A 19,324-nucleotide genomic window follows, 5' to 3' on the forward strand; every position below is an offset into this window, starting at 1 on the left:
ACAGTATTGTTACTAATTTAATTAAAAATTTAAATATTCAAAATATATTTTTAACTTTTATTCAGAACTAAATTAATATCTTGCAAAAGTTTATCGAATTTATAGAGAACCACGCCATTTTCGTTCATTTCGATTTCACCGCGATAATCGATAAGCATATCGTTTAATATACTCTTAGCTTCTTCTGATTCGTTTTTGTCAAGTCGAGCATCATTTAATATTTCATTTTCAGTCGCAGGTTTGTTGATTTTGAGAATAGCACGGAATAATTTTTTTCGAATAATATTTTTCTCTCGTTTTTTATTTAATGCGTAATTAACCGGAATTCTAATAAGAGGTATCAAGAAAAACAAGAGAGAGAAAGCGAACGGGAATACACCTAAAGATATAAGAATAGCAATACTATCAATATGGGCGTTTAATACTGCAAAAGAAACGAATAAATTAAATAAGTTCATAAAGAATATAGCGATATTTTTTCCCGTGGTATTTCCATTGAGGACATATGGTTCTTCGATTTCATCAAAATAGTAAATAATTTTTCCTTCAAGAAGTTCTTTGCTAACTTTTTGTAAGTTAGGGAATTCAGCATAGACTGAACCATCGCTATTGATATACAAATCGCCTTTGAATTTCCCGACATATTCAGCTAATTTGCTTTCAGCCAAATCCATAGAAACGCCCGACAAAAGCGATATAGAACCAGCTGTAAGTCTGCCATTTGAAACTTTTTGCAAATATGCCATTACTTCGCGAGCATCTGATAAGTCGTCGGTTTTAACACGTTCAGGACCAAAAACGAAGTCGTAAACTGAATTTATAAAACTTTTTTTAGGTTCTCTTCTCTGGCTCCTGTAGTATAACCCCGAGCTATCTTCATAATAGCCAGCCATTTCACTTGTAATATAAGAAATTTGCATACCACGGATAATAGCATATATTATGTCAACAATAAATCCAAGGTTAATGTTGCTACGACGATCTCTATCGCCCGAGGAAGCAGCCACCATTGCAGCTAAGACAAGCAATGCAAAAATGATTGTATAGACAATCAGAATAACACCAATAGAAATTTTATAGATTTTCTTGAAAATTTGGTAGGATTTATCAGCAATAACAGCTAAAACTTCTTTGAAAGTTTTTTTACCACGTTTGACAAGGGGGTAGGTAAAAACGAACTCGACCGAACCTGTTTGCAAATCTGCCTGAATTTTGGACTCATAGATTTCGAGCAATCGTTTAAGAGTATCGTTTATATCATCAATGGAATAGCCTGTTTCTAAAGCAATTTCGTAGGGATTAATTTTGCCTTTCTTCTGTTTGATAATTTCTGTAATTCGATTTACTAATTGGCTTTCTGAAATTTCATTTTTTTTCACAATTATCCTCAAAACTCTTTAAAAAGTATGTTTTTGCAAGTGTTTTTAACGCACAAATAGCGTTTTTATTTAACTATCGAGATTAAAATGTTGGCTCAAATCAAAAGAATAGTTAAAATGCTACATTCTACTTCTTAAAGCACTACGCGTAAGCCCCAGAAATTCAGCAGTTTTTGTTTTGTTGCCTCTAAATTTTTTTAGTGTTCGGCGAACGATTTCACGTTCGAGTTCTTCAAGATTAAGCCCATCTTCTGGAAGCTGGAAATCTGCGGTTGGGGTGAGCACAAATGAAGAATTTAAATAGTAGTTCTCATCAAGAAAACTTAAATGACGAACTGTAAGTTCAGTATCGTTATTATGAAGAACTGCTCTATCGATAGCATTGGCAAGTTCGCGCACATTGCCTTCCCATTCATAATTGAGCAGCAAATCAATTGCAGCGGGTGAAATTTTTTGAAAATGTTTACTGCGTTTGAGAGAAAATTCTTCTAAAAACATTTTAGCTAATGGTATGATTGCTTCTTTTTGCTGATTTAGAGGTTTGAGTTGAATATAACCAACTTTAATTCTATGATAAAGGTCAGCTCGGAATTTTCCTTGACTGACCAATTCATCTAAATTACGGTTTGTTGCACAGATAATGCGAACATCAATACTTATAGGCTTTTGCCCACCAATACGATAAATTTCACGTTCTTGAATAGAGCGAAGAAGCTTAGGTTGCATTTCGAGTGGCATTTCGCCAATTTCGTCCAAAAATAGAGTACCTCCGTTGGCTAATTCAAATTTGCCAGCAAGACCAGAGGAGCGAGCACCAGTGAAAGCACCTCCAACATATCCAAAAAGCTCACTTTCGAACAAATTTTGGGAAATCGCAGAGCAATTAATCGTAACAAGCGGCTTTGTATTGTCTATACCATGAATGAGGTTAGCGATAATTTCCTTTCCAGTTCCACTTTCACCTTCGATAAGCACATTAACGCTTCTATCTTCATGATAGATGTTAGCAAATTTGATTGCTTGTCTGAAACTTTCAGAGAAAACACCTATTTTCCCGATTTTTGGGACGTAAATAAAATTGCCAATTTGGTTGCTATTATTTTCAATTTTATCTGATTGATTTTCATTATTATTGCCAAACAGTTTACCAATTATTTCGTTTAATTGAGATATATCAACAGGTTTAATGAGATAATCGGTTGCGTGGTATTTAAGTGCGTCTATAGCAGTTTTAACATCGGCGAAAGCAGTCATAAGAATAAACGGACAGTTTTTCCCTTTCTCTGATTGACGAACATTTTTGAGCAGTTCAATACCGTTCATTTTAGGCATTTTAATATCGGCGAGGATTAAATCGAATTTACCATCGTTGAAAGCACGAAGAGCCTCTTCCCCATTTGGAAAAGCCTCGACTTCGAACTGCATAATTCCTTTTAGGAAATCTTTCATTACTTCACGGCTATCTTCGTCATCATCAACAAGAAGAACGCTGATTGAATTCATCTTGCCAAACTCAATTGATTTGACAAATTCGATTTGTAAAATAATAAAATTATTTTAACTTTGAATAATTTTTCAGTAAAATTTTGAATTATTTATAGGTGAAAAATGAAATATTTAAAAAGTTTTTTGTTAGTCATAATAACCATTTTAATTACTTCGTGCGAGAAAAAGATGGGACCCCAGCCAGAACTATCCGAACAAGCAAAAAAGATAAAGCAATTGAGCGAGCAGTTTGCAAAAATTGAGATAACAGCAGATGTTTCTCATTTGTCGCAAAGAGAACAGGCATTGCTTGAAAAGTTAATTGAGGCAGGCAAATTATGTGATGCAATTTTCTGGAAGCAATCTTCACACGATGCAATAGCAGTAAGAGATTCTTTAATCAAGCTCAACACAGAAGAGGCAAAGATTTATCTTGAATATGTAAATATAAACTATGGGCCATATGATGTGTTGAATGAAAACGTACGTTTTGTGGGTATAGGACCTGAGAAAAGACCACCTTGTGGCGGTTTCTATCCAGAAGATATGACAAAAGAGGAATTTGAGAACCATATAAAAAATAATCCACAAGATAAGGAAGCTTTTGAAAGCCAATATAATGTAATAGTTAGAGAAAACGGTGGATTAAAGGCAATCCCATATCATCAATATTATCCAGAGACTGAAAAATTAGCAAAGCTTCTTGAAGAAGCTGCAGAATTAGCGGACAATGCTACTTTGAAGAATTATTTACTTTTGAGAGCGAAAGCAATTCGCACAGATGATTATTATGAAAGCGATATGGCTTGGATGGATATTGAAAACAGCAATATCGACGTTATTATTGGTCCAATTGAGAATTATCAAGATGCACTCTATAATTATAAAACTGCATATGAAGCAGTGGTAATGGTCAAAGACATTGAAGCTTCGAAAGAACTTGAAATGTTCCAGAAGCATATACCAGACTTTCAGAACAACCTGCCTTACGACAAAAAGTATATTGAACCAGTAAAAACTGAAAAGGAAATTTTGCAGATTGTAAATGTAGTGTATTTTGGTGGCGATTGCCAAAAAGGGACAAAAACTATTGCAGCAGCATTGCCAAACGATCCGAGGGTACACGAGACAAAGGGCGGCAAAAAGTCGATGTTCAAAAATATGATGGAAGCAAAATTCAAGACAATAGTAGTGCCAATTGCTAATGAAATTATTTCACCAGAATTCAGAAAATATGTTGATAGCAAGGCATTTACAAGCTTTGTTACTTTACACGAAGTTTCACACACATTAGGGCGTGGTTTTGTGTATGGAAGTAAAGAATTAACTGTTCGCAAAGCATTAAAAGAGAGATATTCTGCGATAGAAGAAACTAAAGCAGATATTTTGAGTATGTATAATCACCAAACATTGCTGAAGCTTGGGAAATTAGATAACGAGTACATAAGGAAAGCAATAGTTACTTATATTGCAGGTTTATACCGTTCATTGCGTTTCGGGACGAACTCTGCTCACGGGCAAGCAAACTTAATTCAGTTGAATTATTTACGAGAAAAAGGTGCAATTGTGAGAAATCAAGATGGCACATTTAGCTACGACGAGCAAAAGTTTTTCGATGGAGTTGCGGGACTTGCTAACTTGATATTAACAACACAAGCACAAGGTGATTACAATAAAGCAGGTGAAATAATTGAAAAATATGGCAAGGTAAATGATGAAATACGTTCAACTGTTGAAAGATTGAAAGACATTCCAAGAGACATAAATACAACATATAAATTTTAATTATTAGATATTATTGATTTTATTGAGGTTTGATATGGGAAATTTCAAGATTGAAAAAGCAACAACGACAAGAATTAACAATGTAGACTGGGATAATTTAGGTTTTGGAGTATTTTTTTCTGACCATATTTTTGTTTCGGACTATGAGGATGGGAAATGGGACGAGGGAAAGATTATTCCATATGGGCCTATGCCAATAGAACCAGCTATGTGCACATTGCATTATGGTCAGTCAATTTTCGAAGGCTTGAAAGCATTTCGAGATGTAAAAGGTGGTATAAATATATTTCGTCCAGACAAAAATGCAGCTCGTTTAAATCACTCGGGTTCAAGGGTTTGCATTCCACCATTCGATGAAAAGACATTTGTAGAAGCAATTAAAGAGCTTGTAAAAATTGATATTAACTGGGTGCCCCAAAAACGTGGTCAATCGTTGTATATTAGGCCAGTAGAGTTTGGAACTGGGAACTTTTTAGGTGTGCATGCATCTTCTACATATCGTTTAATAATTATGACATCACCAGTTGCATCATATTATCCGGAAGGGCTAAATCCTGTTAAAATACTTGTATCGAGCGAGTATGTGCGTGCTGTTCGCGGTGGATTAGGTTCAGCAAAGACAGCTGCAAATTATGCAGCATCAATATTAGCAGGAACACTTGCCAAGAAGAATGGATTTTCACAAGTATTGTGGCTTGATGGAGTTACACGTCATTTTATTGATGAAGTTGGTGCAATGAATATTATGTTTGTAATAAACGATGAATTAATAACGCCATCATTAGAACAAGGAACAATTTTAGCAGGTGTAACTCGCGATAGCGTATTGACTCTTGCACGTGAATGGGGAATGAAAGTGTCTGAACGTCAAATTACTATCGATGAATTAATAGAAGCATACGAAACAGGCAAGCTTCAAGAAGTATTTGGAACTGGCACTGCTGCTGTAATTTCTCCTGTTGGACTTATTCAATACAATGATAAGTCAATGATAATAAATAATATGGAAATTGGTCCGATAGCTCAAAAGATGTATGATACAATAACTGGTATTCAATACGGTGAGTTGGAAGATGTTCATGGCTGGAATGTGCATATTGATATTGATTAATGGTTAGATAATTTCAACAACCCCCCTGATATTTCAATAATATCAGGGGGTTTTTCATATTGATAGCAACTAACCGTGTCTAACATTAATAATATCACCATCCTGAACGATATATTCCTTACCTTCGAGGCGGAATAAGCCTTTTTCCTTACATTTAGCAAATGAACCTTCGCGAATAAAGTCTTCGTAGCTAACAACTTCGGCACGAATAAACTTATTGTAGAAATCAGTATGAATTACTCCAGCAGCTTCTTGAGCAGTATAACCTTTTTTAATTGTCCAAGCTCGGCATTCGTCCTCACCAACAGTGAAGAAACTTTGCAGTCCAAGTAATTCATAAGCGTTACGAATCATTTTTTCTAATGGGGATTCAGTAAGTCCGTATTCTTCCATAAAAATTGCTCTTTCATCGTCGGATAAAGAGGACAGTTCAAGTTCAATTTTCGCAAAAAATGGTTCAATACGAATTTTATTTCCTTTGAATGTATTACGAATCTTCGAAATAATACTGTCGGAATTTTTAATTTCATTTTCGGAAAAATTAACTGCAATCATAAGAGGTTTAGCAGTAAGAGGCTGGTAGTTTTTGATATATTTTAAATCATCATCGGTAAGTTCAATTTCTCTCAGAGGCAAACCACTTTCCAAAGTAGAATGCCATTTTTTCATTATTTCAAGTTCTTTTTTTACTTCATCTTTATTTTTTTGTTTCATCATATCTTTTTCGAGTTTTTCAAATCTGGATTCAAGAAATGCCATATCGTTTAGGAAAAATTCATCTTCGATCAGGCGAATATCGCGCTCGACGTCTATGCTCAAATTTGGATGAGGCACAGCAGGGTCGTCGAAGGCACGCACAACGTGTAGAAAAGCATCATTTGTTCGAACTTTTGAGATGAACTGGCTATTAAACATAGAGCTGGTTTTATCAGTTTTCTGCACACCTACAAGGTCGACAAATTCAATTGTAGCATTTACTTTCTTTTTGGGATTGAAAATTGAGGTAAGTTTATCGAGACGACTATCGGGCACTTTTACAATTGCTTGATTTGTTTCTTTTCTGAATGAGAACTGATCAATTTGCGTTTGGGTAATAGTTTGAAATAGAGTGGTTTTTCCTGAATAGGGCAATCCAATAATTCCAATTTGCATTTTTTCACCGAGACTATAAATAAATGCAAAATTAATGAATTTAGAAATAGCATCTAAAAAATTAATTCTATTAGAAACAAATTTCATAATTTATACGTATAAAAGAACAACGAATTAACATTTTTGGAGTATTTATGTCTCAAACACAATTACCAAATCAAGGGAATTATCCGTATCCGCCATATTATGGGCGTCAAAAACGTCGTTCAAATTGGTGGATTGTTCTACTTGTAATAGGTATAATATTAGTAGTTGGCTTTGGAATTTTCGCAACTATTGTTGGGGTGATAGGATCGGCATTCGAAAAAGAACAAGTTGAAGTAAAAGACAATAGCGTTCTTGTAATTCGGCTTAGTAATAATCCAGAATATACACCAAGCGACCCATTTTCCTTGTTTTCAGGTATCAAGCAACAAATTGATTTTATTGAATTACTTACGTCAGTTCGAAGAGCAAAAGATGACTCTAAAATTAAAGGAATATTATATTTAGTCAAAGGTGAAAGTGGGTTATCGGGTGCAAAAGCAGAGGAGTTTCAGAAAATCTTAGAAGAATTTAAATCAAGTGGAAAATTTATCTATTCATACATAGAAACAGGAACAGAAAGAAATTACTATAATGCCTTGCCATCAGACAAAATATTTATGTTACGCGAGGGTTTGCTCGAAATGAACGGATTTGGTGCAACATCCCTGTTTTTTAAGAACGCACTGGATAAAATTGGAGTTGATGTGTATGTGCAGCAATACGAAGATTTTAAGTCGGCTGGTGAAAACTTAAGCCGCACAAAATTTAGCGACTCTGCACGTTATCAATTAAGAGTATTACTTGACCAGATTAATGATAATTTTATCAACGAGGTGGTAAAGTATAGGAAAATAAGTAAAGAAAAAGTGTTGGAAGCTCTGAAAAATGGCCTTTATACTGCTGATGAGTTGCAAAAATACGGATTTATTGATGAAATAGCATTCGAAGAAGAAGTAAAAAACATTATCAAGAAAAAAGTGTTTGGAGAGAAGAGCAAGGATAAAAAATTAAATTTGATAAACATTAATAGGTATGCAGCAAGCGAAGAGAATGTCCCGAAAGAAAAAATGGCAGATATAAACAAACAAATTGCAATTATTTATGCAGTTGGTGCAATTAATCATCAGCCGGAAGAAGGGTGGAGCAATGAAGCGAGTGTACGTTCGAGCGAATTTATTAACTACTTGAAAAAAGCTCGTGAGAATAAAAAAGTGAAGGCGATAATTATTAGAATTGATAGCCCGGGAGGTTCGGTAATAGCATCGGATGAGATATATAATGAAATTATAAAAACAAGAAAAATTAAACCAGTATATGCTTCAATGGGAAATGTTGCGGCATCGGGCGGATATTATATAGCAATGGCTTGCGATACAATTTTTGCTCAACCTCAAACAATTACAGGTTCGGTTGGGGTGATATTCTTGCTTACAAACTTTAACAAGCTTGTTGGGAAACTGGATATTTCAGTGGATACAATTTCAACATCGCCAGCATCGAATTTTCTTTCTCCATTTTTACCGATGAGTAACCAAGATAAATTACAATTAGAAAGTCTTTCGAGAAATGTATATTACAGATTTGTTTCGAAAGCAGCAGAAAGACGCAACAAATCATTCGATGAAATGCGTAGTTTAGCCAAAGGCAGAGTATGGAGTGGAAAAGATGCTCTCGAAAAAGGGCTTGTTGACATAGAAGGCGGTTTACTTGAAGCTATTGACTTTGCTAAAAAACGAATAGGAGTTGAAGCAAATAAAAAAGTATTGCTCGACATTTATCCTCGTCCACAGGACGAACTCTCATCAATACTTAAATTATTTGGTATTGAAAAGCAAGAAGATCAAACCGTAAATTTAAAATCACTATCTCGTGAATTGAAAATCTCATATCAAGATTTAATTTCAATGTGGACAATATTACCAGAACAGCTAAGAAAGGAATTAATTTATAATTATCAATTAATAGAAATGTCGAAGAATGAAAAAGTGTTGATGGCAATGCCTGAAAAATTCGAAATAAAGTAAGTAACAAATTAGATTAAAGGGCTGCCTTACAACTAAGGTAGCTTTTTTATTTTATAATAAAGATCAATTTTATAACAATGCGAATATTTCCAGAAGAAATACCAATCGATTGTGAAAATGTTCTTTTTTTCTTAACATTTTTTAATTAATTTTAACAAACAAAGTTTCTATTACTCATTATTAAAGGTGTATTATGAAATTATTCAAAAACTTAATTACAATTTTTGCATTGTTTTTAATTGGAGTTTTAAATTCCTCAAAGGCTGAGCAGGGAATTTTTTTCCAAGAAGATTTTGCAAATGGGATAGGCAACTGGAAAACAGTAGATGTTGATGGGAAAACAGTACATTCAGAAATGCTCCAAGCATTAAATAGCATTGGCATAACTTTACAAAATAACAAAATGTCCTGGGTAGTTGGAAAAGTATCAAGCAATCCAGATCAATATATGGCATTGAGCACTTCATACTATAATCCAGCTGGACGAGCAGATGATTGGCTCATTTCGCCTAAAATTACAATTGGAGAAAATGCTTATCTTGAATGGAGCGCAATTGCTTTTAACTCTTCTTATCCAGATGGTTATGAAGTATATATTTCAACAACAGATAATGAGATTTCAAGTTTTACAACAAAAATCTTTTCAATTCAAGCAGAGCCGAATGGTTCTTTAAATAGACGCTTTGTGAATTTATCCAAATTGGGTTACCAAAATCAAGACATCTACATTGCTTTCCGCAACAATTCGAATGATAAGTATCTGCTTGGCTTAGACGACATTATTGTATGGCAACCTTTTGCATACGACCTTTCGGCAGTGTTGATCGACTTGAAGAAATACGTTAAAGTGCCAGAAAATGGTATTTCTATACCGTTCTACGTAGGTTCAGTGGGAGTTGATAGTATTTATTCATTTGTAGCAAATTTCCAGCCAGATGGCGAAGAAGTAGTTTCCGTTACAATGAACCTGAGTAAATCAATTCCTTACTACTCATATCAAAGGTTCATTCTTCCTTTCCAATGGGTACCATCAAAATTAGGTTATAGAACTATAAAATTGTGGGTGTCGAATATTAATGGGAACAGTAAAAATGATGTAAATCCAGCGAATGATACCACAACAATTGATGTTTATGTTTGGAACAATACAATAGCAAGTAATATTTTCCCATTATTCGAGGAATTTACAAGCTCTACTTGCGCACCTTGTGCAAGCGTTAATAAGTATCTAAATCCTTTGCTTGCACAGTTTGAAGACAAAGTGGCAATTGTAAAATATCAGATGAATTGGCCCGGAAATGGCGACCCGTACTATACGGCCGAAGGTGGCGTTCGCCGCACATATTATGGAGTAAATGGAGTACCTTCTGCATTTGCTAACGGAGAACCATATTCCTTTACTCAGGAAAATTTATCAGCAGTAGGTATGAACAACTTGATTGAGCAGCCTGGATTCTTTGAAATTATTAACCCAGAATACAAAGTTGATGGAAGAACTGTTACAGTAGAAGCGGATATTAAGCCATTGCAACCATTTGTTGGTTCGAATATCGTTGCACATATTGCAGTTATTGAAATGAAAACTTATAACAACAGAGCTACAAACGGAGAAACTGAATTCCATTATGTAATGAAAAAGATGTTACCAAATGCAAGCGGAACAGCTATAACTCAGCTAAATAAAGATGCTATTCAGAAATTGTATTATACTTATGAATTTCCATCAAATTCAACAGTAGAAGAATATGAAGATTTGGCCGTTGTTCTTTGGGTGCAAGATGTGAATTCGAAACGCGTATATCAATCAGCCTGGGCAGTAAAGAAAACAATTCTTGATGTTCCTTATGAAAATGATGGCTGTGGGATAGTTTCGATTTATCCAAATCCAGCGAATGAATTTGCAACAGTGAAATTTGCTGTTAAGAACGAAAAATCAATTTCTTATGAATTATATACACTTGATGGTAAATTGCTCAATGCAGTTGAATTAGGTTTATTGCACAATGGATATTTCAACGAAAGGATTAATACTTCGAACTTATCACATGGTCAGTATATTTTAAAATTTAAAATTGGTGATCGTGTATATACAGATAAAATTATCGTGAAGAGATAGTTTTATTAAGATAGAAATAAAGAAGGGGCTTAGATAAAGCCCCTTCTTTATAATAAGAGTGAGATGTTATTTTTCAATTTTAATTCTTGCATCAACGGCAATAAGTGCTTTTGGAGAACCAAGCAATGGATTTATATCCATTTCGGAAATTTCAGGTGCTACTTGAAGTAAAGCAGAAACACGTTGTATGTAGTTCGCAAATAGATATTCGTTTATCCCTTCTTTTCCACGAATGCCTTGAATTAATCTATAGGAACGCAGAGAGTGTATCATAGAAAGAGCCTCTTCTTCTGCAATAGGCGTCAACCCATAAGAAAAATCTTTAAGCACCTCGATAAAAATTCCACCGATACCGCAAAGCACAAGGTGACCAAATTTATCTTCTTTCTTTGCACCTATAAAAATTTCAGTCCCAGAAACCATTTGTTGAATTAGTACTGCTTTTGCTTCACCAATTTTCATTAATTTTTCGAATGCAACAGACAATTCATTTTCGCTTTTAATTCCAACAATTACTCCGCCCACATCTGATTTATGAACCGGTCCGACTACTTTTACAACAAGTGGATAACCAATTTGGTTCGCAAATTTAATAATATCAGACAAATTATTTGAAGAGAATTCCATAGGGTGAGTTATGCCAATAGCATCTAATATTTTTGTTACTTTTTCGGGTTCGAGATAGCCATTCCCAGAATTATTTATTATACTGCGAATTGTGTTTTTGTCGACATCTGAGAAATAATTAGCTGATATAGGTTTTGCTGTATGATAGATTTTAGCTAAAGCGTTACCGGCAGAAACTTCATCAACAAAGATGCAATTTCCTTTTTCAATGAATCTATCAGCTGCTTCTTTGGCTAACACAACAGATGGCAGAACGGGAAAAATAGGTTTTCTGTTAGTACGAATTTTTTCGTGAAGTACTTCATAAACGGGATATGAGTCAAACATACCGGTTGTGCCGAAGATAACAACAGAAGCATCAATATTATTGAAATGATTATCGCAATAGTCGAGTATAATACCGAGCTGCTCAGCAGTGCCGGTAGCAAGGAAGTCAATAGGATTTGCAACAGAAGAGCCTGGAAAGAGTTTGGACATTAGTTCATCAGCTTTTTCGCCAGCAATGTGTGGCACCTGCATATTATTTTTGTCGAGAGTATCGGTAAGCATTACTCCTGGACCTCCAGCGTGCGTAATTACAGCAATTCGGTTGCCCAAAAGAGGTTTTTGTTGAAGTGCAATTGCTACGTCAACAAGTTCGCTGCGGCTGTGGCAGCGGATAATTCCAGCTTTGCGGAAAAGTGCATCGACTGGTAAATCAGAACCGGCGAGAGCTCCAGTATGGGAGGACACTGCACGAGAGCCTGCTTCTGTTGTTCCTGCTTTTATAGCAGCAATACGGCAACCTTTTTCAATAAGTGAACGCGAATGCTTTAAAAAGAGTTCAGGATTATTAATTTTTTCAAGATACATAATTTTGACTTTGGAACTTGTCGAAGCATCGAATGTTTCGTCCCAGTGGCGCAGGACATCTTCTACACCTGTTTGAGCACTATTGCCGACTGAATAGACACTCGCAAAAGTTAAGCCTCTTGGTATAGCAAGTTCAAGAATAAAGCAAGCAGTTGCACCTGACCCGGAAACGAAATCCACACCTTTTGGTTCAAGTTTCGGAAGTGGGCCGGCAAACACACCCTGATATGTAGGCGTCAGAACACCGATGCAGTTTGGACCGATAAGAGTACCTTGATGTTGATTAATAACTTCGACAATTTCTTGCTCAAGTTTTTTACCTTCTTCTCCGACCTCACTAAACCCAGCCGATAAAATAATAAAACCTTTTGTTCCTCTCCGTTCTGCAAGAATGCGGATAGTATCCGGACAAAACTTAGCAGCAATAGCCAGAATAGCGAGTTCAACATCTGGTAGTTCTTCGGTGGATTTGTAGCATTTCAAGTTCTGAACTTGTTCTTCTTTTGGATTTACTGCATAGAGAGCACCTTCGAATTTTCCGTCAATAATATTTTTTAATATTCTACCGCCGGGCTTACTAATATCGTTTGAAGCACCAATAATCGCAATACTTTTGGGAGCAAAAATTTCTCGAACCATTTTTTTCTCTCATAAAACAACAAATAAGTTCAATAAAATTACTAATTTTTTCATAAAATTGCAGAATTGAATTAATTAAAGGAGAAAAAATGTTTTCAACAGTCAAAAGATTGCACTTTGTCGGAATTGGTGGAATTGGGATGAGCGGAATTGCTGAAATATTATTAAACGAAGGATTCGATGTGAGTGGTTCGGATATTGCGAAATCAGAGAACACCGAATATTTAGAAAAGTTAGGGATAAAAATATATATTGGACATAATGAAAATAATATCGAGGGAGCTGAGGTAGTTGTTTATTCGAGTGCAGTACATCCCAGTGAAAACCCAGAAACTATTGCAGCAACACAAAAAAATATTCCTTTATTAAGACGTGCAGAAATGTTGGCAGAAGTATCACGATTAAAGTATAATATTGCTATTTCTGGGACGCACGGCAAAACAACCACGACTTCTATGATTGGGCTTATTCTCATAAAAGGTGGATTAGAGCCAACTGTAATAGTTGGCGGTAGGCTACGTGATTTTGGCGGAACGAACGCAAGATTGGGCAAAGGAGAATGGACAGTGGTCGAAGCAGATGAATTTGACCGTTCATTTTTGCAACTTTTTCCTACAATAGCAGTGATAAATAATATTGAGGCGGAACATCTTGATATTTACAGAGATATGAACGATTTAACTGAAACATTTGCTCAATTTGCGAACAAAGTACCTTTTTACGGATTTATTGCACTTGGAATTGATGATCCAGGAGTTAAATCAATATACTCGAAAGTGAACAAAAAGATTAGGACTTTTGGATTTTCAAGGAACTGTGATATTAGAGCAGAAAGAATTACTTACGAAAACAGGCAAATCAAAGCAATTATAGTCGAAGACAACAAAGAATTAGGCGAAGTCATAATAAATGTACCGGGCGAGCATAACTTAAAAAATGCCTTGGCTGCAATTACAGTTGCGCGCGGACTAAATATAGAATTTGAAATAATTAACGCTGCTTTGCAAGAATTCAAGGGGGTTTTTCGTAGGTTTGATATTAGAGGCGAAAAGAATGGTGTATTATACGTAGATGATTATGCCCATCACCCAACGGAAGTGAGAGCAGTTCTGAAAGCAGCACGAAACAGCTGGAATAGAAGAATAGTTGCGGCATTTCAGCCACATACATATACAAGGACTATGCATCTTCACGAGCAATTTGCTGCTTCTTTTGATGATGCTGATGTAATTATTATTACAGATGTTTATCCTGCGCGTGAACAGCCAATTGAGGGCATAACCGGGAAGTTGATTGCCGATGGAGCAATGAAATATGGGCACAAAAATGTTTTATATATTCCAACCTTAGATGAATTAAAAAAACAACTGCCACAGATATTAAAAGAAGGAGATGTATTTATTACAATCGGGGCAGGAAATATTTGCAATCTAAGCCAGATTTAGAGACGTATAAACAACAAAAGCTAAATTAAACGAAGGAATTTTCCTGCGAAACAGCTTTATTAAGTAATTTTAAATATTTACTACTGCTAATTTCAATTGCACCGAGTTGAGATGTAAAATGATTTATATATTGAGAATCAATAAAATGATAATGACGACTTTTAAGATGATTTACAAGAAAACAAAAAGCAGCTTTCGAAGCATTGCTTACTTTATTAAACATTGATTCGCCAAAGAAAGCAGAACCAATGGACACACCATAAAGCCCACCGCAGATTTCATTTTTAAGCCAAACTTCCACAGAATGAGCATAGCCAAGACGGTGAAGTTCAAAGTAAGCTTCAATAATTTCGTCGGAAATCCAAGTGTCTTCTCTATTGGAGCATTGCTCAATGACAAATTCAAAATTTGAATTAATAGTAAACTGAAAATTACTATTTCTAATACTTTTAATAATTTTACGTGGTATCTGATAATTATCCAATAAAAATACGGCTCGCATTTCCGGAAAGTGCCAATAAACGGGACCATAACGAGATTGAGCCATCGGGAAATAGCCGGAGCAATACGCTTTAATTAATATCTCGGGTAAAAGCAGACCTAACATTTTATTTTATGCAAATAATACGATAAAATGGTATCCCAATGCGTCTACAAAAATCTTCTTTATTTGTAATAGGATAGTCCCATCCTTCATCGTTTTCAATTATTTGGATATCGAACAAATTGAATTCTTTTAATATTTCTAAATGATAAGCGTGGACTTCGGGTACATCTGTTGCAAGCAGAAGTTTACCCTGTTTTTTTAAAATTCTATGAATTTCGCAAACAAAATCAAGGTTGAAGGCACGTCGTTTAATATGCTTTTTTTTGGGCCAAGGATCTGGAAATAAATAGAAGACTTCCTCGACACTATCATCTTCGATAAAAGGCAATCCATTAACAACAGAATAGCGAATAATAGAGACATTATGCAGACTTTCGCTTTTTATTACATTTTGCAACCATTCAACAGGCAAAGGACGGACTTCAATCCCCAAAATATTTTTATTTGGGAAACGGAATGACATATCTAATAAGAATTTGCCACGCCCACAGCCAATATCGAGCAAATCAGGTGGTTGCAAATTTGCAAAGTGAGCAGACCATTCAATTTTATCAATCAAGGGAGGGTAGCCCTTTGGAATAATTTGCAATTCGCTTGCAGGAAGATAAAAATTTGGAGAAGTGTGGTGGCGCATTCTATTTGGTAGTGGATATTTAGAGAAATCAATCATCGAGCACCTCATGATTACTGCTTTTGGACTTCCATAACCGTTCAGAATTAATCAATGTCATAGCTCGGGCAGCCCCAAATTCAATAATAGTTTCGATAGATTGCAGAGCTTTTTGAATCATTAAGTTGAGTGTGTCTGTTTCATCATCTCTGAAATTAGATAGAACATACTCCACCAGCATTCCTTTAGGAAAATCATTCCCAATTCCACAACGTAATCGGTAGAAATTTTTATCGTTAATTTCCTGAATAATCGAAGAAATCCCATTATGTCCAGCATCGCTACCACCGAATTTTAGGTGAAGTTTTCCGAGCGGGAGATTGTAATCGTCAACAATAGCGATAATTCTCTCATTTGGAATTTTGTATTTAATTTTAAGAGTTTGCACGGCTTTGCCTGAAAGGTTCATATAGGTAGTTGGCTTAGCAAGAACTACATTTTTTCTTTTATAATTTAGCTTTGCGGTGTGGGATTTTTTTTCGTCTGAAAGCGAAAGATTGTATTTTTCAATGAGGTTGTCGATGATCATCCAGCCGATATTATGTCTGCTTCTTTCATATTTAGTTCCTGGATTGCCAAGACCAACAACCAACCACTCGAAACTACTCATCAATTGCAACCTTATAAAATTTCATAACAAAGTCGAATAGTACATTGGGCATCATTTGCAGAAGATTTGTAATCAAGTAGGTTGGTAAAGGGAAATTAATTCTTGATTTGCCTGCTTCGAGTGCATTGAAAATTATTTCAGCAGCCTGATCGACATCAATCATAAATGGCATCGGGAAGCGATTTTTTGCTGTCATATCGGTGCGAACAAAGCCTGGTCGGATTGTAACAATTTTAATATTATGACGATGAAGTTCGGCACGAGCTGCTTCTAATGTTCGGGTAAGAGCAGCTTTACTACTGGAATAAGCAGCACTACCGGCAAAACCCCGCACATCAGCCAAAGAACTTGTTACAGCGATAGTTCCGCTATTATTTTTTTTCATCAAAGGGATTAAATATTCAAAAAAGTGCAAAACACCAAAAAGATTGGTGTTAAAAATATCTTTATATTTATCAGAAGAGAAATTTTCAAAGCTTTCAGAGCCGCTAATACCGGCATTGAGAATAGCTAAATCAATATTATTTAGAAAATTAAGAGCATTTTGAACAGCGATATCGACTTCAGGTTTATTGGCAACATTGCACGTGGTATAATCGAAAGTGTTCGGGTACTGTTCTTTGAGAGCGGCGAAGGTAGATGTATTTCGCGAAAGAGCAAAGACACAATGACCATTCTGCAAATATTTTTGTAGAAGTGCCCCCCCCATACCTCTTGAAGCGCCAGAAATAAGGATATTTTTCATATATTTTTCAAAAAAATTTTAAAAAAGCGTTTCACAAAAAGTAAAACGCTTTTCTTTTGGATATTTTAATTACTTACGCTTTTTGTGTCTATTCTTGCGCAAACGCTTTTTACGTTTGTGAGTAGCCATTTTATGGCGTTTTCTTTTTCTACCACAGGGCATTTTCTACTCCAAGGAAAATGAAAAAATATATTAATTTTCTGTTTGTTTCATCATATCATTTACTTTGCTAAGAAATTCGGGAGAAGGCTTGAAAACAGGGACATATCTTTTTTCGAGTTGCACAACTTCGCCTGTCTTTGGGTTACGAGCCATTCTTGGCTTGCGACTTTTAGCTTTGAACACACCAAAACCACGTAATTCTATTCTTTTTCCTTCTGAAATCGCTTTAACTATGCTTGCAAAAACACCATCAACAACGGACTTAGTTTCAATTTTTGTTAGCCCCGTAGCTTTTGCAATTTCATCTACAATATCAGCTTTTGTCATATATTTCCCCAACACAAAAGTTATTAAACAACTTAAATTAACTAAAAAAAGTATTTAATTAATTTTCAAGATGACAAATTTACAAAAATAGCATATACTTTTCAAAAATTTTTTTCATTTTTGTTCATTTAATATTAATAATTTGTAACGATTTGGACTTAGAATATTCGATAATAGTTTGTAATTTTGTATAGGGTTGAATATGAAATATAAAATAGCAGTCATAGAGAATAAACTATTTGAGCCATTATATAATAATATTGGTTCAAACGGTTTTCTTATCAAAACAACAGAGGAAAAAGCAGCTGATTTGCTACAAAGCAATCAAGTGGAAATTGCTCTGCTTACTCCGACTGCCTTGGCAAAAATATCGAAGAAAGGCGATTGGCGAATAATTCCATCAACTGTATTGGCAACCAAAGGATACGCAGAATTATTAACATTATCATTTAAGCAAAATCTAAATTCGATTGATAGTATTTATTTCGAAAATGCTAATTACTATTTAAAGTCAATTATTCAATTGTTACTGGCAGAAAAATTTGATATACATACTAAGATTACTACGGGAAAAGTTAATATCGATGAAGTTGATGCTTATATTTCTTACTTTGCGGATCAAGCAGGAGATTATTCAATAGATATTAGCGAAGAGTGGTTTGACGCATTTGAATTTCCTTTGCCTATTGCTTTTTGGGTCACGTCCGGGGAGATTGCGGGCGTCGATATGATAGAAATTACTAATAATATTAAAGACACCTTTTTGACCAATCAAGAAAGCGTAAATGAAACTACTGATACAGCAAAGCATCAGCAACGTAGCGGAGAAATCATCTGGAAATGGAGCGAAGAAATTGAAGCTGCCTTAGACAAAACGATGGATTTGCTTTTCTATTATCAAATTATTGATGATATTCCTGACACAAAAATATTAGGACGAGATTACTCTGATGATGATTGAAACAATTATAGGCTTGCTTGCTGCAATACTGACAACGAGTGCATTTATTCCACAAGCAGCCAAGGTAATAAAAACGAAGCAAACAAAAGATATATCATTATTTATGTATGTTATTTTTGTTGTTGGCTTGATACTGTGGCTAACTTATGGAATTCTATTAATAAATCTTCCGATAATAATTGCAAATATTTTTTCCCTCATTTTTGCATCGATCATTTTATATTTAAAAATAAAGTATAAATAGTCGTTCAATTCTGAATAATGAATACTTTTTAATGATTTAGTCATAAAAATAACAATTTCGTCATATTAGAATTAAGTCATTAAAAATCAAAAGCAACACACGGTGTAAATTATTCGCCACAATCGCAAATATTTTATTTTGCAAGTAATTACAAAAAAAATATAACATCAAAATACTTTTTTATTTTTTTTCTTAATTATTTTTTAACAATTCAATTTGTTCAAATTTGAACAGTAATTTATGAAAAACTCTGATTTTGTAAGTTATTGTTTTAGCTGAACTTTTATATAACCAAAAATTAAAATTTTTAAACTGAATTTTTTTATTTGTTTGAAAATTTTTTTATTATGATATTT

The 19,324-nt window shown here is 34.7% G+C and carries 16 protein-coding genes; 7 read left to right on the forward strand and 9 right to left on the reverse strand.

The window, feature by feature from the left end:
• Window positions 1–50: 50 nt before the first annotated feature.
• On the reverse strand, window positions 51–1,379 hold the full coding sequence (locus tag AC6QZF_RS01705; RefSeq protein WP_499798155.1) for a hypothetical protein: 1,329 nt from the start codon (window positions 1,377–1,379) through the stop codon (window positions 51–53).
• 120 nt (window positions 1,380–1,499) lie between these two features.
• The gene (locus AC6QZF_RS01710; protein ID WP_499798156.1) at window positions 1,500–2,882 is read right to left on the reverse strand and encodes a sigma-54-dependent transcriptional regulator; all 1,383 of its coding nucleotides are present in this window, start codon (window positions 2,880–2,882) and stop codon (window positions 1,500–1,502) included.
• 105 nt (window positions 2,883–2,987) lie between these two features.
• Here AC6QZF_RS01710 and AC6QZF_RS01715 point away from each other — a divergent pair, with 105 nt between their 5' ends.
• Window positions 2,988–4,649 carry a DUF8614 domain-containing protein gene (locus AC6QZF_RS01715; RefSeq protein WP_499798157.1) on the forward strand — a complete coding sequence of 554 codons (1,662 nt, stop codon included), beginning with the start codon at window positions 2,988–2,990 and terminating at the stop codon, window positions 4,647–4,649.
• Between the two features lie 34 nt (window positions 4,650–4,683).
• Window positions 4,684–5,760: a branched-chain amino acid aminotransferase gene (locus AC6QZF_RS01720; protein WP_499798158.1), complete on the forward strand. Its 1,077-nt coding sequence runs from the start codon at window positions 4,684–4,686 to the stop codon at window positions 5,758–5,760.
• A 69-nt stretch (window positions 5,761–5,829) separates the two neighbouring features.
• Here the strand turns inward: AC6QZF_RS01720 and ychF are convergent, their stop codons facing one another.
• Entirely contained in the window at window positions 5,830–6,912 is a 1,083-nt protein-coding gene (ychF, locus tag AC6QZF_RS01725) for a redox-regulated ATPase YchF (protein ID WP_499798159.1), read from the reverse strand.
• Between the two features lie 134 nt (window positions 6,913–7,046).
• On the opposite strand from ychF, the gene sppA reads away from it, so the two are divergent.
• Together sppA and AC6QZF_RS01735 are read left to right on the forward strand one after the other, a co-directional pair.
• The gene (gene sppA / locus AC6QZF_RS01730) at window positions 7,047–8,963 is read left to right on the forward strand and encodes a signal peptide peptidase SppA (RefSeq protein WP_499798160.1); all 1,917 of its coding nucleotides are present in this window, start codon (window positions 7,047–7,049) and stop codon (window positions 8,961–8,963) included.
• Between the two features lie 193 nt (window positions 8,964–9,156).
• Window positions 9,157–11,079: a T9SS type A sorting domain-containing protein gene (locus AC6QZF_RS01735; protein WP_499798161.1), complete on the forward strand. Its 1,923-nt coding sequence runs from the start codon at window positions 9,157–9,159 to the stop codon at window positions 11,077–11,079.
• 66 nt (window positions 11,080–11,145) lie between these two features.
• On the opposite strand, the gene AC6QZF_RS01740 is transcribed toward AC6QZF_RS01735, so the two are convergent.
• Window positions 11,146–13,197 carry an acetate--CoA ligase family protein gene (locus AC6QZF_RS01740; RefSeq protein WP_499798162.1) on the reverse strand — a complete coding sequence of 684 codons (2,052 nt, stop codon included), beginning with the start codon at window positions 13,195–13,197 and terminating at the stop codon, window positions 11,146–11,148.
• Between the two features lie 89 nt (window positions 13,198–13,286).
• Here AC6QZF_RS01740 and murC point away from each other — a divergent pair, with 89 nt between their 5' ends.
• Entirely contained in the window at window positions 13,287–14,642 is a 1,356-nt protein-coding gene (murC, locus tag AC6QZF_RS01745; RefSeq protein ID WP_499798163.1) for a UDP-N-acetylmuramate--L-alanine ligase, read from the forward strand.
• A 25-nt stretch (window positions 14,643–14,667) separates the two neighbouring features.
• Here the strand turns inward: murC and aat are convergent, their stop codons facing one another.
• From aat to AC6QZF_RS01770, 5 genes are all read right to left on the reverse strand, one after another.
• Window positions 14,668–15,249, reverse strand: a complete 582-nt coding sequence (aat, locus tag AC6QZF_RS01750; protein WP_499798164.1) for a leucyl/phenylalanyl-tRNA--protein transferase — start codon at window positions 15,247–15,249, stop codon at window positions 14,668–14,670.
• 1 nt (window position 15,250) lies between these two features.
• The gene (gene trmB / locus AC6QZF_RS01755) at window positions 15,251–15,919 is read right to left on the reverse strand and encodes a tRNA (guanosine(46)-N7)-methyltransferase TrmB (RefSeq protein ID WP_499798165.1); all 669 of its coding nucleotides are present in this window, start codon (window positions 15,917–15,919) and stop codon (window positions 15,251–15,253) included.
• Window positions 15,912–16,529 carry an aminoacyl-tRNA hydrolase gene (pth, locus tag AC6QZF_RS01760; protein ID WP_499798166.1) on the reverse strand — a complete coding sequence of 206 codons (618 nt, stop codon included), beginning with the start codon at window positions 16,527–16,529 and terminating at the stop codon, window positions 15,912–15,914. The genes trmB and pth overlap by 8 nt, the downstream gene beginning before the upstream one ends.
• Entirely contained in the window at window positions 16,522–17,274 is a 753-nt protein-coding gene (locus AC6QZF_RS01765) for an SDR family NAD(P)-dependent oxidoreductase (protein WP_499798167.1), read from the reverse strand. Before AC6QZF_RS01765 ends, pth begins: the two co-directional genes overlap by 8 nt.
• 192 nt (window positions 17,275–17,466) lie before the next feature.
• Complete coding sequence (locus tag AC6QZF_RS01770) at window positions 17,467–17,778, reverse strand: HU family DNA-binding protein (protein WP_491816726.1); 312 nt, start codon at window positions 17,776–17,778, stop codon at window positions 17,467–17,469.
• 187 nt (window positions 17,779–17,965) lie between these two features.
• On the opposite strand from AC6QZF_RS01770, the gene AC6QZF_RS01775 reads away from it, so the two are divergent.
• Both AC6QZF_RS01775 and AC6QZF_RS01780 read left to right on the forward strand, forming a co-directional pair.
• Window positions 17,966–18,724: a hypothetical protein gene (locus tag AC6QZF_RS01775; protein WP_499798168.1), complete on the forward strand. Its 759-nt coding sequence runs from the start codon at window positions 17,966–17,968 to the stop codon at window positions 18,722–18,724.
• Window positions 18,714–18,968, forward strand: coding sequence for a SemiSWEET transporter (locus AC6QZF_RS01780; RefSeq protein ID WP_499798169.1), 255 nt, complete (start codon window positions 18,714–18,716; stop codon window positions 18,966–18,968). The genes AC6QZF_RS01775 and AC6QZF_RS01780 overlap by 11 nt, the downstream gene beginning before the upstream one ends.
• Window positions 18,969–19,324: the final 356 nt, after the last annotated feature.

The sequence above is a fragment of the Eximiradius sp. genome (genome assembly GCA_937127445.1).
Lineage (GTDB): Bacteria > Bacteroidota > Ignavibacteria > Kapaibacteriales > UBA2268 > JAKIZO01.

What these genes read in the sequence shown, in the direction of transcription:
- AC6QZF_RS01710 (WP_499798156.1), bottom strand. Translation starts at nt 2,882, where the DNA reads ATGAATTCAATCAGCGTTCTTCTTGTTGATGATGACGAAGATAGCCGT.
- AC6QZF_RS01715 (WP_499798157.1), top strand. Translation starts at nt 2,988, where the DNA reads ATGAAATATTTAAAAAGTTTTTTGTTAGTCATAATAACCATTTTAATT.
- AC6QZF_RS01720 (WP_499798158.1), top strand. Translation starts at nt 4,684, where the DNA reads ATGGGAAATTTCAAGATTGAAAAAGCAACAACGACAAGAATTAACAAT.
- ychF (WP_499798159.1), bottom strand. Translation starts at nt 6,912, where the DNA reads ATGCAAATTGGAATTATTGGATTGCCCTATTCAGGAAAAACCACTCTA.
- sppA (WP_499798160.1), top strand. Translation starts at nt 7,047, where the DNA reads ATGTCTCAAACACAATTACCAAATCAAGGGAATTATCCGTATCCGCCA.
- AC6QZF_RS01735 (WP_499798161.1), top strand. Translation starts at nt 9,157, where the DNA reads ATGAAATTATTCAAAAACTTAATTACAATTTTTGCATTGTTTTTAATT.
- AC6QZF_RS01740 (WP_499798162.1), bottom strand. Translation starts at nt 13,197, where the DNA reads ATGGTTCGAGAAATTTTTGCTCCCAAAAGTATTGCGATTATTGGTGCT.
- murC (WP_499798163.1), top strand. Translation starts at nt 13,287, where the DNA reads ATGTTTTCAACAGTCAAAAGATTGCACTTTGTCGGAATTGGTGGAATT.
- aat (WP_499798164.1), bottom strand. Translation starts at nt 15,249, where the DNA reads ATGTTAGGTCTGCTTTTACCCGAGATATTAATTAAAGCGTATTGCTCC.
- trmB (WP_499798165.1), bottom strand. Translation starts at nt 15,919, where the DNA reads ATGATTGATTTCTCTAAATATCCACTACCAAATAGAATGCGCCACCAC.
- pth (WP_499798166.1), bottom strand. Translation starts at nt 16,529, where the DNA reads ATGAGTAGTTTCGAGTGGTTGGTTGTTGGTCTTGGCAATCCAGGAACT.
- AC6QZF_RS01765 (WP_499798167.1), bottom strand. Translation starts at nt 17,274, where the DNA reads ATGAAAAATATCCTTATTTCTGGCGCTTCAAGAGGTATGGGGGGGGCA.
- AC6QZF_RS01775 (WP_499798168.1), top strand. Translation starts at nt 17,966, where the DNA reads ATGAAATATAAAATAGCAGTCATAGAGAATAAACTATTTGAGCCATTA.
- AC6QZF_RS01780 (WP_499798169.1), top strand. Translation starts at nt 18,714, where the DNA reads ATGATGATTGAAACAATTATAGGCTTGCTTGCTGCAATACTGACAACG.